This window comes from Fluviicola taffensis DSM 16823, assembly GCF_943372375.1.
Taxonomy (GTDB): Bacteria; Bacteroidota; Bacteroidia; order Flavobacteriales_D; family Crocinitomicaceae; genus Fluviicola; species Fluviicola taffensis_A.
Genome location: NZ_CALRYJ010000001.1, coordinates 688,141 through 704,118, shown reverse-complemented (window position 1 = coordinate 704,118; position 15,978 = coordinate 688,141). Strand labels below are relative to the sequence as shown.

At 40.3% G+C, this 15,978-nt stretch carries 14 protein-coding genes; 4 read left to right on the top strand and 10 right to left on the bottom strand.

Going from position 1 to position 15,978, the window contains the following annotated elements; genetic code table 11:
- The first annotated feature begins 38 nt into the window (after nucleotides 1-38).
- Complete coding sequence (locus AAG807_RS02965; RefSeq protein WP_341900643.1) at nucleotides 39-608, top strand: hypothetical protein; 570 nt, start codon at nucleotides 39-41, stop codon at nucleotides 606-608.
- Between the two features lie 25 nt (nucleotides 609-633).
- Here the strand turns inward: AAG807_RS02965 and AAG807_RS02960 are convergent, their stop codons facing one another.
- The 4 genes from AAG807_RS02960 to AAG807_RS02945 form a co-directional block, all read right to left on the bottom strand.
- Nucleotides 634-1,146 (bottom strand): hypothetical protein, encoded by a 513-nt coding sequence (locus AAG807_RS02960; RefSeq protein WP_341900642.1) that lies wholly within the window; start codon nucleotides 1,144-1,146, stop codon nucleotides 634-636.
- 48 nt (nucleotides 1,147-1,194) lie between these two features.
- A complete protein-coding gene (locus AAG807_RS02955) occupies nucleotides 1,195-1,716 on the bottom strand; it encodes a hypothetical protein (RefSeq protein ID WP_341900641.1) in 522 nt (173 codons plus the stop codon).
- Nucleotides 1,717-1,790: 74 nt separating this feature from the next.
- Nucleotides 1,791-3,815, bottom strand: coding sequence for a tetratricopeptide repeat-containing sensor histidine kinase (locus tag AAG807_RS02950; protein ID WP_341900639.1), 2,025 nt, complete (start codon nucleotides 3,813-3,815; stop codon nucleotides 1,791-1,793).
- The gene (locus AAG807_RS02945) at nucleotides 3,812-4,516 is read right to left on the bottom strand and encodes a LytTR family DNA-binding domain-containing protein (RefSeq protein WP_341900638.1); all 705 of its coding nucleotides are present in this window, start codon (nucleotides 4,514-4,516) and stop codon (nucleotides 3,812-3,814) included. Before AAG807_RS02945 ends, AAG807_RS02950 begins: the two co-directional genes overlap by 4 nt.
- Before the next feature lie 148 nt (nucleotides 4,517-4,664).
- On the opposite strand from AAG807_RS02945, the gene AAG807_RS02940 reads away from it, so the two are divergent.
- On the top strand, nucleotides 4,665-5,210 hold the full coding sequence (locus AAG807_RS02940; protein WP_341900637.1) for a hypothetical protein: 546 nt from the start codon (nucleotides 4,665-4,667) through the stop codon (nucleotides 5,208-5,210).
- A 73-nt stretch (nucleotides 5,211-5,283) separates the two neighbouring features.
- Here AAG807_RS02940 and AAG807_RS02935 read toward each other — a convergent pair whose 3' ends face one another.
- From AAG807_RS02935 to AAG807_RS02925, 3 genes are all read right to left on the bottom strand, one after another.
- On the bottom strand, nucleotides 5,284-5,829 hold the full coding sequence (locus AAG807_RS02935; RefSeq protein WP_341900635.1) for a hypothetical protein: 546 nt from the start codon (nucleotides 5,827-5,829) through the stop codon (nucleotides 5,284-5,286).
- A gap of 2 nt (nucleotides 5,830-5,831) precedes the next feature.
- Complete coding sequence (gene metF / locus AAG807_RS02930) at nucleotides 5,832-6,782, bottom strand: methylenetetrahydrofolate reductase [NAD(P)H] (RefSeq protein ID WP_341900634.1); 951 nt, start codon at nucleotides 6,780-6,782, stop codon at nucleotides 5,832-5,834.
- A 681-nt stretch (nucleotides 6,783-7,463) separates the two neighbouring features.
- Nucleotides 7,464-8,972, bottom strand: a complete 1,509-nt coding sequence (locus tag AAG807_RS02925; RefSeq protein WP_341900632.1) for a hypothetical protein — start codon at nucleotides 8,970-8,972, stop codon at nucleotides 7,464-7,466.
- Nucleotides 8,973-9,094: 122 nt separating this feature from the next.
- Between AAG807_RS02925 and AAG807_RS02920 the strand changes: the two genes are divergently transcribed.
- Nucleotides 9,095-10,651, top strand: a complete 1,557-nt coding sequence (locus AAG807_RS02920; protein WP_341900631.1) for a hypothetical protein — start codon at nucleotides 9,095-9,097, stop codon at nucleotides 10,649-10,651.
- A gap of 14 nt (nucleotides 10,652-10,665) precedes the next feature.
- Here AAG807_RS02920 and AAG807_RS02915 read toward each other — a convergent pair whose 3' ends face one another.
- The 3 genes from AAG807_RS02915 to AAG807_RS02905 are packed head-to-tail and all read right to left on the bottom strand — an operon-like array spanning nucleotide 10,666 to nucleotide 13,399.
- Nucleotides 10,666-12,237 (bottom strand): S41 family peptidase, encoded by a 1,572-nt coding sequence (locus tag AAG807_RS02915; RefSeq protein ID WP_341900629.1) that lies wholly within the window; start codon nucleotides 12,235-12,237, stop codon nucleotides 10,666-10,668.
- The gene (locus tag AAG807_RS02910) at nucleotides 12,230-12,691 is read right to left on the bottom strand and encodes a dCMP deaminase family protein (protein WP_341900627.1); all 462 of its coding nucleotides are present in this window, start codon (nucleotides 12,689-12,691) and stop codon (nucleotides 12,230-12,232) included. Before AAG807_RS02910 ends, AAG807_RS02915 begins: the two co-directional genes overlap by 8 nt.
- A 15-nt stretch (nucleotides 12,692-12,706) precedes the next feature.
- Nucleotides 12,707-13,399: a response regulator transcription factor gene (locus tag AAG807_RS02905; RefSeq protein ID WP_341900625.1), complete on the bottom strand. Its 693-nt coding sequence runs from the start codon at nucleotides 13,397-13,399 to the stop codon at nucleotides 12,707-12,709.
- 109 nt (nucleotides 13,400-13,508) lie between these two features.
- Here AAG807_RS02905 and AAG807_RS02900 point away from each other — a divergent pair, with 109 nt between their 5' ends.
- The gene (locus AAG807_RS02900; protein WP_341900624.1) at nucleotides 13,509-15,977 is read left to right on the top strand and encodes a GEVED domain-containing protein; all 2,469 of its coding nucleotides are present in this window, start codon (nucleotides 13,509-13,511) and stop codon (nucleotides 15,975-15,977) included.
- The last annotated feature ends 1 nt before the right edge of the window (nucleotide 15,978 follow it).

The following is a 15,978-nucleotide window of genomic DNA, read 5'->3' as shown; positions in this document are numbered from 1 at the left end:
GCAGCGGATACATTTTCAATTAGTTGTATCTTTCAAGTATGAAATCAGAACTGGCGATATTATCATTGGGAAGTTATTTTTACTTCCGTAAAGATTCGCTTTATTACCTGTTTCAGTTATTGGAGTATAACCCAAATCAAATCCTGGTTCAGGGTTTTTGGTCAACGACCAATGTTCCATCCATGGAGAAGCTCCACCAATTTGATGTCAAAAGTGCCTGTTCAGAATTTGATGAGGAATTTGATGAATTGACAATCATCGGAAAAGAAAAAATCACAGCAGATCAGAAACAGGAAATATCCCAATTTCTCAAGATCAAAGCTGGAAAAATTGCACGCGAAGCCGGGTTTCTGACTCTAAAAAGAGAAGCTGTCGATGCGTTTGAAAAAGGAGAATATCCCGAAGCGATTCGCCTATTTTCACTTGCAGCGCCTTATTCCAAATACGATATCGAAATCTACGAAAAGCGTGGGATCGCTTATCTGAAACTAGGTCAATACATCGATGCTTTGGCAGATTTTGAGTATTACCTCATGCATCATTCAGAAAACGAAATTGTAAACGCGGCTCTTCAATCAGCAAAAAATGAAATTGCTAAGAAAAAATAATTCGTCAGCAAATTCGCAGTTCCTATTATAAATTGTAAGCAGCTTTTACTTCTTCATACTTGCTCAAATCCACGTTTGGATGTTTGATCAGACCACCGCTTTTAATGTGAACTATTTTATAACGCACTTCCTGACTTGTCGACCATGGACTTGAATATGTTCCGGCTGCATAGGTGTTGAACGAAATTGCTCCTGTACTCTCTACAAACAGCGTTAAATAATCGACACCATATACTGTTGCGGAAATTGGGGTACACAATGTTTGTCCCCCAACTGATAAATAAACGAGATAAATCAAGAGCACATCGTCCGATTCGAAATCAGTCACCCCTGAATAATATCTGTAGGTCTCACCTGCACCATAAGTAAACGTTACATTATATGTTTTCGCCTCAGGACCATTTGCACCTGTTGCTCCTGTTGCTCCCGTAGGACCTGCCGGTCCTTTTTCTACTTTTTTACACGAGTTCAATGTTAATCCAAATACCAACATTATTCCGGTGACCAGTATCGAAAATGGTTTAATCGCTTGTTTCATATTATCTGATATTTATAGAACAAAAGTGAAGTCCCCTTTGATTCATCTTTATAAATTATACGCCGCCTTTACTTCTTGGTAATTGTAGTGGTCAACATTGGGTTTTTTGATCTGTGCAGGAATTATGACAATTCTTACTATCAAGGATATACTTGAAGGGTCTGGTGTCGTCGTTAACTCATCGTTGTCTCTGTAGTAGAATTTTACAGAACCATTCAAGATTTCAAATGTGATGTCATCTGTCCCAGACATGATTCCTGAAAAGGGCAATGGAGCCCATCCAATTCCAGTTTTTATGTAAGCCATTACAAGCCCTTTATCAACCACCTCTTGGGTAATCAAAGCAGTTGGGAAAACACTTACGTATGAATCACTTGCGGCAGTACCTTGGTAAGTCCATGTTAGTACATTCAAATCCACTTCACCCGTGCTTTGAACATTTGCATTACCATCCGTTCCATTTTTTCCAGCAGGACCTGTCTCTGCTTTTTTACACGAACTGAATGTTAACCCAAATGCCATTACCAGTCCAGTAAATAGTGTCCCGATTGTTTTGCTTGCCTGTTTCATACTATCTGTTTATTTATGAAACAAAGGTGAATCGCTTTAGGGAATAAAACGTGTGCTAATCGCCAAACGACCGTTTAAATCGACGAACGGGTGGATTTGTTGAAAATCAAGGAAATGGTTGTTCCCGAAGATTGTTCTGTGCTTACTTCCACTTTACAATCAATTGCTTGTGCCAGATCGCGAATGAGATGCAGTCCTAAGCCCGTTTTAATTCCAACCACTTCCGAAGCATCATACAATGCTTTGAACTGGCTTTTTGCGGCACCTGGTCCATTGTCCTCGATTACCAAGATGGTGGAATTTATTGTTTCTGCAACCGACCATTGAATCATCGGGTCTTTCACTTTTTCAAGTGCTTTAATCGCATTCGAGGTCAGGTTGCGCAGAATAGTCAGGAGATAATTGCGATCTGCGGAAAGCAGTATATTGTTCGTTTTATCGACCACCAATTTCACTTCTGAATTTGAAACAAAATAGATTTCTAATTCGGCAAACAGATCCCGTATCTTTAACTCCTCGATTGATGGTTTAAATTGCTGCATTTGCCCTTTACTCCACAGCAACATGTCTTCCATAGACTGCAATAAATTCTCGGCACCCTCCATTGTTTTGTGCTCCAATCGTTGCTTGGTTGCCTTATCAAATAATTCCGGACTTTCCTTTTGCAACTGCAAGAAATGGATCAAATTTGCAACCGGGCTTCGTAAATCGTGGTTAATGATGCTAAAGAAACGGGTTTTGTTTGCATTCGCTTCCTGCAACTTTAGATTTAGCTCCAATAAGTGTTGATTGACACGTTTCCGCTGGCGATTTTGAATATAGAATAATGCAATAATAAGGAAAAGAAACAGTACGCCAATTCCATAAAACCAGCGCTCTTTCTCACGGGTATTTAACGCTATTTTGTTGATTTCGATTTGTTTATCCCGTAATGCTATTGTCCTCTGATCTTCCAAATTCTGAATCGATTGCTTATTCTTGAAATTGTAAATCGAATCTTTGTAAGTGGCTGAAATTTGTTGCATCTCAAAACTTTTTTCAAACTGTTTTATCAGGGAAAAGTATGTTGCCAAAAGCGCGTAATCGTTTGTCAATTCTTCGTGATTCCTTGTTTTTAAATGAATGCCGAGTGCTTCATTCAGATAATTTCGGGCAGTTTCAAAATCTTGTTTTTGATTATTTATTTTGCCTTTTTCCAAGTAGGAAACACCCAAATTCTGATAGGTCGAGGCCAGTAGTTCCTGATCTCCTGATCGTTTGGCAGTCGGTAATGCTTTCATAGAACAGGCAATGCTGAAATCGTATTTTTTCAATCCCAGGTACGCTTTTCCCTTCAAATTTTGAACGAAAGCAAGCGAAACGGAATCTCCCACTTTCCGTAATTCGTTTTCAGCGAAATGATAAGAAGAAATGGCTTTCTGGAATTTTTTTTGTTTACTGTATATCGTTCCTTTGAGTGCCACATTCATCACATAATTTTCATGCTGATCAGGAAATTGTTTAAAGAGGCTAATTGCCCTTTCATAATTTTTGAGAGCCGATTCATTCTCTTCCATGAAGTTGAAAATATTACCAATATTTTGATAGGCGTTCGCCTGGTAAATCTTGCTCTCATTATCCTTAAACTGCTCAAACAAGGTTAAGGCTTTAAAGAATGAATCCAAGGCTTCTGGAAATTTGCCCTGATTCCCATAGATCGTCCCTTGATTCAAGCAAACCAATCCCACAGATTTCTGGTCATTCAATTTTTCGAAACCAGATCTTGCAATCGAATAGTAAATCAAACTTTGATCATAATCTCCTGTCATGGAGGTGTTTTTAGCCAGGTTGAGGTATGCAAATGCCCTTCCCTTAGAAAAGTTAATCTCGTTAGCCAAATTCAATGCCTGACGAGCATATTTAATCCCTTTTTGTGAATTATAGAGGTAATAACGATTTGAGATGTTATTCAGTAACATACACCTTTCTGACTGATCCGATGTCGTTTTGAGAAGAGTATGTAAAGAATCGATTTTTTGCTGGTATGTTTGTTCAGCTAAAGCCATATTAACTGAAGGCAAAGAAATCATAAGAACTATCCGCAACAGGAATGTTTTCATAAAAGAATCGATTGAATGATCTCTTTGTAGCCTCTACCAAGCGGAACACTTTGCTCATCTTTCAAAATCACTTCATTCGATGATACCCGTTCAATGTAAATCGGATTTACGGCGTAACTTCTATGAACCCGCACGAAGGATTGAAATTCTGCTTTCTTCAGTAGATTTCCCAAAGAACTAAGTACGCAGTGCCGTTTGTCTGTTGTAAAAATGAGTGTATAATCCTTCATTGCCTGAAGGTAGCACACAGCATGTAATTTGATTTTAGTCTGAGTATGGCCTTCTTTCACAATGATCGTATCGCCGCCCAGACTCGATTCAAAAAGCGCTACTTTTTGACGAATTTCCAGGTAGTCATGTATCCGTGCGATAGTCGATTTGAAGCGATCTGCTTTCAGTGGTTTCACCAAAAAATCAAGTGCTTCTAATTCAAAACTCTCCACAGCATGTTCCGGATAGGAAGTGATGAATACACAAATAGCAGTTTGGGGAATTCGTTTCCGCAATTCTATTCCACTCATTTCGGGCATATCAATATCCAGAAACAAAATATCAACGGGATTTAGATCCAAAAATTCAAGAGCTTCCACCGGAGAGCTGAACACCTCAAGTACCCGAATCTCCGGATAATTTCTCAAACAAGAGAGTACCATCAATCTATCCAGCTCATCATCATCTACAACCACACAATTCAATTCCATCACGAAGCGGTTTTAATCAAATTTAACTGAAAATCAGCATACCAACCAGCTATTCGTCGATTAATCGTGTTGTTTATCTATTGGCTGTTGCTGTTGACTGGGTGAAGTGTGACTTTTGAATAGTAGTAATCATTAATATTTTTCAATTATGAAATTTCTTGTTTTTATAGCACTTTCGGCTTCTATGCTAATGTCTTGTAAAAAAGACGAAAAGAAACCCACAGCGACTCCAACACCGGTCACAGAAGAAGGACATGCAGATATTACGCTGACCATGCCAACCGGAGAAGTCTACCAATTAAACGGACCATGTGGATGGGCAACAGCGGCGGGAACAAACTATATTGGAGCAAACCATTCTTCAAACAACCTCAAAACATTCTCTGCGTTCTTTAATATTTCCGAATTGCCGGCTCAAACAACAAGTTATACTTTGGTCGAGGATGGATCTGACACTGACCCTACACACATAACTATGAACATTACCGAAATAAACGGTGATACGCTGACCACTTGGAATTCGAAAACAACTTCAGGTACCTTAACAATGGTGGTAAACGGAAATGAAATTACTGTAAATCTTGCCGGAATCACGCTTTACCCACAAACGAATTCTGGTTTTTTCGTAAACGGAAATGTTGGAGCATTTGCCAATAATGGAGCTTTAACGGGAACATTGACTTTTTACAAATAATTAGGAGACAAAACTAAAAGAGTCAGGACAAAGTATTCATCCTGACTCTTGTCTCTAAAAGTCTTGAATCTAATTACATCCAGCTTTTCTCTAAGCGCTTAGCCAATTTTTTACGGAATTTTCTCAGTACTTTATCACGGGATCCCGCACCACCAATTTTCAACAAATCGGCATAAACCAATTTCCCGTCACGGTAAAAGTGAAATTCAAAAGTTACTGAAACGATATCTTCCTTATAAATCGGAAACAGGTTATCTGCAGCCAAATCTTCTGCCAAGGTCATGTTTCCTGTTGAAGGTCTGAATCGATTGTCAAAACCACGTACCGAAACTAACATCAAGGTATTGATCCCTTTTGTTTTCAACAGTTGTGTCAAGGAATCCGTCATTAAAACTTGTGGATCTCCACCCGCTTTCAACACATTCAATGAAACCGTGTTTTTAACCTTGGATCTTGAAAGTACGTCAGACACCGCAATTTCCAATGAAAACTGATCTGATTCCTTATCCAAATGGCTTACAACAAGCGCATTGTTCAACTTTAAGGGGGGAAATTTTGCTTGTGCAAATCCCAACAAACAAATGCTTGAAAATAGAAAGCTTACAAGTGATTTTTTCATAGTTAGAATATTTTCTCTGCTATCGTCTTAACGCTTTCAGAGGTAGACATAGTATAATAATGGATTCCTGGCACATTTGCCTTTTTGAGTTCTTGTGATTGATGGATTCCCCATTCAACACCTACTTCAAACACATCCTTATTGGTTTTGCATTTAATCAGGTCCTTGCTCAATTCTTCCGGAAGATCGATATGGAACACTTTCGGCAAAAAGGAAATGTGGTTCAATGTGGTAATCGGTTTGATTCCGGGAATGATCGGAACGGTAATTCCAATCGCACGGCAAGCGTCCACAAATTCGAAATACTTCTGGTTGTTAAAGAACATTTGTGTCACAATGTACTCTGCTCCCGCATCCACTTTCGCTTTTAGATAATGTAGATCCGTACTTAGGTTCATTGCTTCAAAATGCTTCTCGGGATAACCTGCCGCACCGATGCAAAAATTGGTTGGAGCCAATTGGATGTCATCCACCAGATAATTCCCCTTATTCATTTCTGCGATCTGGTTGATCAACTCAACCGCATATTTGTGTCCTTCCGGATCCGGTTTGAACGTGGATTCTGTTTTAATGGAATCACCACGCAAAGCCAACACATTGTCAATCCCAAGGAATTGCAAATCGATCAATGCGTTCTCCGTTTCTTCCTGGGAGAATCCTCCACAGATAAGATGTGGAACTGCATCTACATAATACTTATTCATGATTGCCGCACAAATACCAACCGTTCCCGGTCTTTTTCGGATTGCAATCTTTTCGAGCAAGCCTTTTTCGCGCTCTTTGTAGATGAATTCTTCGCGATGGTAAGTAACGTTGATGTACTTCGGTTTGAATTCCATCAGGGGATCAATTCCATCGTAAATAGATTGAATATTCGCCCCTTTTAGCGGAGGGAGAATTTCAAATGAAAATAGCGTGTCTTTCGCTGTGTTTAAATGATCGATAACTTTCATGCCTTCAGAGAGGATATATTATAATTCGTCGCCAAAGATACATGAAATCTTATCTAAAGTGCCCATTTCAGTAAAATTCCCGATTTGCAAATAATGTTAAAAAGAACTTCGTTATGAAACAAAATCGAAATGCGTCCGTTATCTTTGTCATACGCTAACGTTGGAAACAAGTAAATACTTTGGTACGTTATTTGTTACAACTTTAGAGGTTAGTTTTCATAAGTAGTAGTAGTTTAGGTTGGAACAAGAGAGGAGCGCCTGCTTCTCTCTTGTTGTTTTTAGGAACTTCATCTCAGAAAGAGAAACAGAATGAAAATGATGCCTAATTTGGCCCCTTAAAATCTGGATAGGAGGATTATAATTTAGCAAGTAATTCTTGCAAACAAAAGACTATCAAAGTCTTAACATCCTAATGTCTTATTGTACTAACACCCTTCCTCCCTATAAGATTAGTTAAAAGACGTTAATTACACACTTCACATGTACCAAAACAAAAACACCTGCGTTAATAGAGTATAAGTAGTAGTAGTTAGGTTTAGTTTAGGTAGCGTGTGAAGAGAGACTTTATTTCCAGTCTCTCTTCTTTTTTGGCTTCGACTCTGCTCAGCCATCTTTCGACGAATACTTTACAAATCTTTAAGGAGACTGAATAATTAAGCATAGGCGCAGCGCAGTCGAAGTCTATTCCTTGATTAAAGCTCCCGACAAATCCACCAAGTACGATTCATTGTTACCCAGATTTTCCCAGACCAATTTGATCCGTTTCCCATTGATGAAATCCACACGGTAGGAAATTCCCAGGTTTTCAAAGAAATGCTGATCCAACTCCTTGAAGGGAAGATTTCCAAATTCGGGATTGGAAGGCACTTTGTTTCCAGGCAAAACAAGCAGGTATTCCCCGATGTTTATTTTCCATTCTGCCACTGATTTCGCTTCCAGGTATTTGGTGTAAACGGGTTCTTTCTTATTGTTTTTAAATACCACAAGCAGTACCATTCGATCCGTTTCGTTGTGAAGCTCCACTGCAATTTGTCCCTGTTTCTTGTCCAAATCCTTCGTCTTCACATAGGGTTTGCTGAATGGTTTTGCCTGCGTGAAAAATTTGGTGTACGGAACGGAATCATTGTTTCCCCAATTCTGATACAGTTTCCGGAACAATTCATTGCTCCAGTCGCGCTTTGTTACCAAATCAACGCCAACAAATGGAAGATTGGAATCCAATTGCGCATCATCAACCATGCGCTCCTCACTTTTGATCTCCGTAATCAGGGAATCGAGCTTCAATCGTTCTTCCTTACTGAAGTCCATATAGGCTGTCTGTTCCTGAAGTATATCGGTTTCCGGATCTGCTTCAACAAAGAACAAGGCGACAATTCCTGCACCGCACAACAACAAGACAAAGATCACCAAGCTTAAACGCAACCAGGAAACGCGTGTGGATTCCACCACAATTTTTCCCTTCTTTACATCCGCCCCAAAGTTGCCTAATTGCTTTTTGTGTTCGGCAGTAAATTGAATTTCCAATAGCTTATTGGTCAAATACATCAGGAAACGTGTAGAACTTTTCGGATGATAGGCCAAACTCATGAAAAACTCCAGCAATTGGGTTTTTACCCGGTAGTGATTGACATTCAGCAAATCCAAAGCAGCAATCATATTTGCAGTCAGGAATGAATCAATCATCCGATGCAAATCCGTGTCTTTTTTCGCTTTATTGGTTGCCAGGCTCAGTTCTTCCTTTTGTTTGAAAATCCAATCCGACAAGGAATCCTGAACCAAATTTTGCTGATAATCCGGCAACAAAACCGAATAACTCATGAAAAAATGAATGTTCTTGCCGGAGACGGAAGAAAATTGATCGGTAAATATCGGGAACAAATAAAGTTCAATGAACACCTTGTATTCCTCAAAAAGTGCGTGTTCCTGAAGTTTGGAAGAATCGACAAAAAGCGCTGTGAACTCCCCCTTTTTCAGCGTGTGGAGCAGACTTGTATTTTCCTCTGTCCACGAAGCGAAAATGATTCCTTTCGGGGTGGAGCAAACATTCAAAAACTGCACCTGATCCATTTCAGAAGCATCCAGGTTAAGCCTTTTGAACGTTTCTAAAAACTCCTCTTTTTGATCTTCGGAAAGAGGGAATTGGAGATTCGGATTTTCTTTTTTTACAGCACCTAATTGGAGATACTTCATGTCGATTAATTGATGGATTGAAAATACTACTTTTTGAACAATTAAACCTTTGTCTGTAAAACTTATCCAAATGATTGGAAATCAACAGATATTCTTCTAGATTTAGATTCAAAACTAATACTATGAAACAACTGCTTCTTCTATTCATCCTTGTTAGCCCTTCCGTTTTTGCACAAAACTGGAGTGATAATGTAGCAAGTATCGTTTACAATAAATGTTCATCTTGTCATCATCCAGGAGGAATTGCACCATTTTCATTAATGAGTTATTCGGAAGTTAGTCCGATGGCAACCGCTATTTACGACGCCATCTCCACCAACGAAATGCCTCCATGGCCTCCCAATGAAAACTATCAACAATACAGCCATTCACGTGCATTGAATTCAACAGATAAAGCAACGCTTCTGTCTTGGCTTACCAATGGAACACCTGAAGGAAATCCGGCAAATGCTCCCGCTCCACCGATTTTTAATTCCGGTAGTATTTTAGGAAACGGTGATCTGATGCTTCAAATTCCGCTATACCAAAGTAAGGCTCAAGACGGACAAGATGATTACGTCTGTTTCAGCCTTCCTACCGGGTTGACTCAAAACAGATATGTCCGTGCAATGGAAATTGTTCCTGGAAATAGACAAATTGTTCATCATGCACTTATTTATATCGACCCAACTGGAACTTATCAAGGAGATACAATTGGTGGAAATTGCGGAGGACCTCCACAAAGTTCCACACTTATCGGAGGATATACTCCGGGTTCTACACCCTTGATTTTCCCTTCGGCCACAGGATTTAAATTGGGGATGTCCATTCCTCCCAATAGCAATCTCGTCTTTGCCATGCATTATCCTCAAGGAAGTTACGGTCAGTATGACAGCACCAAAGTTATTCTTCATTTTTATCCGCCGGGAGAAACGGGAATCAGAGAGGTATATGCCGCACCTGTTCTACAAAATTGGTCGCTTTCGATTCCCCCGAATCAGCTCTCATCATTCACAGCGCAATATCCTGCATCCGGAGGAGTTCCTACGAATTACAGCATTCTGAGTGTTTTCCCCCATATGCATTTATTGGGTAAAAACATTCGAGCCTATGCTGTAACACCTGCAAACGATACCGTGAAGTTCGCCGACATTCCTACTTGGGATTTTCACTGGCAAGATTTTTACTTCTTCAAAAACCTGCAAAAGGTTCCTACCGGATCGGTTCTAAAAGGAGAGGCAACTTACGATAATACGGTAAACAATCCCAACAATCCAAGCAATCCTCCTGTTTTGGTTAACGCAGGTGAAAGTACTACCGATGAAATGTTCTTGGTCTACTTTCATTTTCTACAATACCAGCCCGGTGATGAATTGATTGATTTGGAAGGGTTGCTCAATCTGGGAATGCAAGAACTTATCTCAGACGATGATTGGAAAATATTTCCCGTTCCTTTTACTGAAAGCGTATCGATTAAACCAAATCAGCTAAAAAGCGGAGACATTGTTTCATTAGCGATCTATGATTACCAAGGACGACTGATTCGCACCATTTGTGACAAACAAACTATTTCAACCACATTCAATGGCTTCGAATGGGATGGTTTATCCGAAAATGGCGCTGAATCCAAAGCAGGAACTTATTTTATCTCCATGATTTGCAATGGAATAATCAGTTCTCACCCGATTATCAAAAACTAATATTCGTTGTTCAATCAGCGCTTCAGAAACTGGAGCGCTTTTTGAACTTCCTTGTCATGAGAAGCAACGATAAAGAAATATCCTTCTTCAATAAACAATTGACGGGCAATCTCAGCCTTCATGACCTGTTTCATCAATTCCTCGCTGCGTCCAAAATCAGAAGCATTGTAAGGTATTTTCAATTTTTCACCTTCTGAAACCAATTTCTGTAAAAGAAGTTTTGGTGTAGTAAATGCTGCATTGAATTCCGAAATGGAAGACCACGAGTTCCGTTTATTCGATACAAAATCAAAAGCAACCTGTTGGAATACTCCTGAGTAACGAAGCGTGAGATAATAAATCGTAGAATTCGACGTGTCTAATGGAACAAAGATGTCCGGCATGATTCCACCACCATCGTAAACGGTTCTTCCTTTGAAGGTCTGGAATTTGTGTGCGTTTTTGAAAACAGATGAATCAGGAGCGAAATATTCACCATTGTCCCTTCTTTTTTCTGCACTGTGATAATAATCCTCGTAGCTGTCACCAAACGGTTTTTGGATACAACGACCAGAAGGAGTATAATATCTCGCAATGGTCAATCTCAAATCACTTTTGTCGGAAAGGGAGAAATCCTGTTGAACCAATCCTTTTCCAAACGATCTTCGCCCGATGATCATTCCCCGGTCATTGTCCTGAATGGCACCTGCAACAATTTCCGAAGCGGAAGCAGAATTTTCATTGATCAAAACGACGAGTGGTGTATTTTCCAATAAACCTCCCCCATTCGCATATCTGGTGGTATTCAGGTATTTTTTTCCTTTGACGATAACAATTTTTCTTCCCTTAGGTAAAAACTCATCCGAGATCTTAACCGCTTGATCCAATACTCCGCCTCCATTATCCCGTAGATCAAAGATGAGTTTTTTCATCCCTTTTGCTTTCAACTGCGTAGCAGCATCATTAAATTCCTGCGCACATGAAACGGAAAAATTATCCAAACGGATATATCCCGTTTTTTCGTCTAGCATCTGTGCACAGACAATGGAAGGAATTGGAATGATTCCGCGGGTAATCGTTTTATCGATTTTCTTTTTGTTGCGATAAAGTTGGATTTTTACTTTCGTATTAGGTTCACCCTTCAACTTACCCAAAACGTCTTCATTCTTGATTTTCTTTTCCGTCACGTTTTTACCGTCAATCATCAGAATTTTATCACCTGCAAGAACGCCCATTCCAAAAGAAGGTGAGTTGGGAATGACGTTCGTAACGCACAAGGTATCCCGAATGATTGCAAATCGGATTCCAATTCCACCGAACTTGCCATCAATTTGCTCATTCATCGCTTTCAGATCCTTGTACGGAATGTAATTTGAATGCGGGTCCAATTCATGAAGCATGTCAGAAATCGTCTTTTCAAACAATTTCGTGCTTTCAATGGAATCAACATATTCCCGATCCAGCAAGCCGATAATCTCCTGCATTTTGGAATAATTACCCGAATTATGTTGGGGAACCGGTTGATTTAATTTGGATCCAAGTAACAAACCAATGACCAGAAAGATCATCAACAAAACCGGATAAACAAAGGCGTATTTTCTATTCATTTATGTTTGGGTCTGGGATGTGAACAACTTCAACACCTGCGCTTTTTAAGAAATCAACGCCAGCGGTATCTTTGTATTCCATCATATAAACAACTCGTTTGATTCCTGCTTGAAGAACCAGTTTACTGCAATCTTTGCAGGGTGATAAGGTAATAAAAAGCTCCGCTCCACTGCAATCATTTGTAGAACGTGCCACTTTCAGAATCGCATTTGCTTCTGCATGCAAAACATACCATTCCGTATTTCCTTGCTGATCTTCACAACAATTTGGAAAACCTGCCGGTGTTCCGTTGTATCCATCAGAAATAATTCTTCCGTCCCGCACGATGAGTGCCCCCACTTTTTTTCGTTCACAATGCGACAACTCCGCCCAGGTTTGAGCCATTCTCAAATAGGCTTTGTCGTAACGCATTCTTTTTTCTTCTGTTACTTCTCTGTCAAGTTCTACAACCATGCTGCAAAGATAGGATTAATCAAGTAAGGTGAATTTATATCCAACCCCTCGAATCGAATGAAAAAATTGGGGGTTCTTCGGATCTTCTTCAAACAATTTCCGAAAACTCAGGATGTAATTGTCAATCGTCCGTCCGGTGGGGAATTGATCGTTTGTCCACAAAGTGTTCAGTATCTCATCACGGGAAACCACCTCATCTTTCCTGGAAAAGAATAATTGGATCAGTTCCATTTCGCGTTTACTCAACTCCTGTTTCTCACCGGAAACACTGTTTTCAACTTCAAACGAAGCTGGTAATACACGATAATTTCCGATTTTTATTTCTGAAGGGATGGCAACTTGCTTTTTCGTTGGCTGAACCAAAATGGAACACCGCAGGATGAATTCTTCCAGATCGAACGGTTTCGGCAAATAATCATTTGCTCCCAATTTCAATCCTGCAATCCGATCGATGGTGTTTCCTTTTGCGGAAATGAAGATAATAGGAACTGTTGAAACCTCTCTGAATGCACGGCAAATATCCAATCCACTCACTTCCGGTAGCATCACATCCAGTATCACAAGATTGTAGTTATCCAATTGATTCTTCATTGCCAAAGCCTCTCTACCATTGTTAATTGTGGATACAGAATAGCCTTCCAACTCCAAATTGAATTGAATCATTTCGAGCAAACTTTGCTCGTCTTCGATAACTAAAACCTTATTCATATGACAAACTTCAATAAAAAAGCGTTTTCAAGTTGGTATCTTGTGTTAAAAGAGTGTAATTTTGAGAAAACTACACATAAATATAAGCACAATGCTAAAATATCTTTTAATGCTCGGCATATTCATGTCGGTTGGCACGGCATTAAATGCGCAAATAAGTGAGGGCGGACTTCCGATAGGGTTACAAAAAGTGACTACTGCCGGCGTTGCCCCATTCCAATATCCTCCGTCTGTCTATACGCTTAGCAAACCAAATATTGTCGCTGCTAAAAATGAAGATTCGGCAAATGATTCAAAAGGTGCTTATCGAGTAGGTTTGAATGTGCCTGTTTCCATTTCCATGAACAATTCCGGTAACTGGACTTTATTGCCCAATGGAACAAAGGTTTGGAGATTGGTCATTTCAGGGAACGGAGCACTTGCTCTTGGCTTGTATTTTTCAGAGGCTGTCCGAATTCCCGAAGGAGGAAAATTATTCACATATAATGAAAACGGAAAACAGATCCTGGGAGCTTATTCTGCCTCAACGGATGATTTTCAAGCCATGGAGATGGTGCAAGGTGAAAAGTTGTACCTGGAATATAGTGCACCAACCTGGGTTCAGGAAATTCCCGTTTTTAATATCAATGAGGTCGTTTATTTCTACCGAGGTGTTGAAGAACATCTGAATGCATTCATAAACGACGATATCGTTCATACAAAAGCTGGAACTTGTGAAGTAGATGTGGCTTGTTCTGAAGGGAATAACTGGGCAAATCAGATCAAGTCCGTTGTCCATTATACCTTCAATGATGGAGGCTCCACCTTTGTTTGTTCGGCTTCTACCATTAACAACACTTCAAATGATTGTACGCCTTATATTCTAACCGCCTGGCATTGTGGTGAAAGGGTTGCCGGTCAATCCATTGCAACCTGGGTTTGGTATTGGAAGTATCAAAAAACGACTTGTGCACCAGGTAATGCAAATTACAATGATCCTGCAAAAGGAACGAAGACAATGACCGGTGGAACAGTAAGGGCTTCTTCCGGTAATGGAACACTGAACAATCCGCCGGATCAATACGAAGTGGCCGGTTCTGATTTCTATCTGGTGGAACTAAGTTCCCGACCTCCGACTTCTTATGATGTATATTATGCAGGTTGGGACAGAAGTGCCAATCCTTCGGCAAGTGGTGTGGGAATTCACCATCCGGCCGGAAGCGCAAAGAAAATTTCTACTTACACTCAAGCTTTAGCAAGCGAAACGTTCAACGGCGGTGCTTCCAACGCACACTGGAAAGTGTATTGGGCAACCACTACAAATGGACATGGAGTCACAGAAGGTGGTTCTTCCGGTTCACCAATCTTCAATTCAACTGGTCGGATCGTCGGACAACTTTCCGGTGGTGCTTCCGCTTGTTTTGCCAATGGAGCCGGTACAGGTACCGGACCGGATAAGAACGATCTGTATGGAAAGTTCACGATCGACTGGGATCAGAATGGAAGTGCCGCGAATGCACAATTGAAACCGTGGTTGGATCCAACCAATACCGGAGCAACTTATCTGGTGGGATTAGCCACGCCATGTGCCGTGACACCAACTGAACCCGTAGCGGAATTTATTGCAAACCCGACTACCGTAAGTGTCGGTGGAACTTCACAATTGACAGACCAGTCTACGGGAAGTCCTACCAACTGGGCGTGGGTCATTACACCGGCAACCGGTTGGAGTTATGTCGGTGGAACCAATGCATCTTCGCAAAATCCACAACTTACTTTTTCTGTTGGTGGAACCTATACCGTTCAATTAACTGCTTCAAATTCGGCTGGCTCGGATGTGGAGTTGAAAACAGATTACATTTTCGTAACAACGGCTACTTCTCCCTGTACAGCTACTTCCACTTATTGCGATGAGTTCATTCAAAAAGTGACACTGGAGACAATTAACAATGAAACGCAGTGTACGAATTATACAAACTATAATCTGACCGCGACCCTAATCAAAGGGCAATCATACGATATCACCATTATTCCTCAGATAACGGGTGATAATCCGGGAAGCGCATACGTTGGTGATGAGATAGCTGCTTGGATTGATTTCAACAGCGATTTTGATTTCGATGATTTGGGAGAACGAATTGCTTTTGTATCCGTCACTCCTGGTGTATCGTTGGTTTTCAATTTCCAGGTTCCAACTACTGCTGTGACAGGAATTGTCAAGATGAGAGCCCGCATTACATTCAATGCAGTACAAGGAGGTGAAGGTCCGATAGATCCTTGTGGGATCACGAATTATGGTGAAGTGGAAGATTACAACATCATTCTTTCAAATTCATTGGGATTGGAGCAGAATCATTTGGATGCAATTTCAATTTATCCGAATCCTGCATCTGATGAAGTACGCATAAATCTTTCGGGTATTGAAAGCGGATCCATTTCAATTGAACTTTTGGACATGACTGGAAAAGTCATCCAAACCCAACTTAACATCACAGGCAGTGAGGGAGTCTTCGATTTGAGCAGGGTAGCAAAAGGCAGTTATCATATTCGTATCTCAGACGGAACCATCCAACGCATTGCACGCATCGTAAAACTATAGA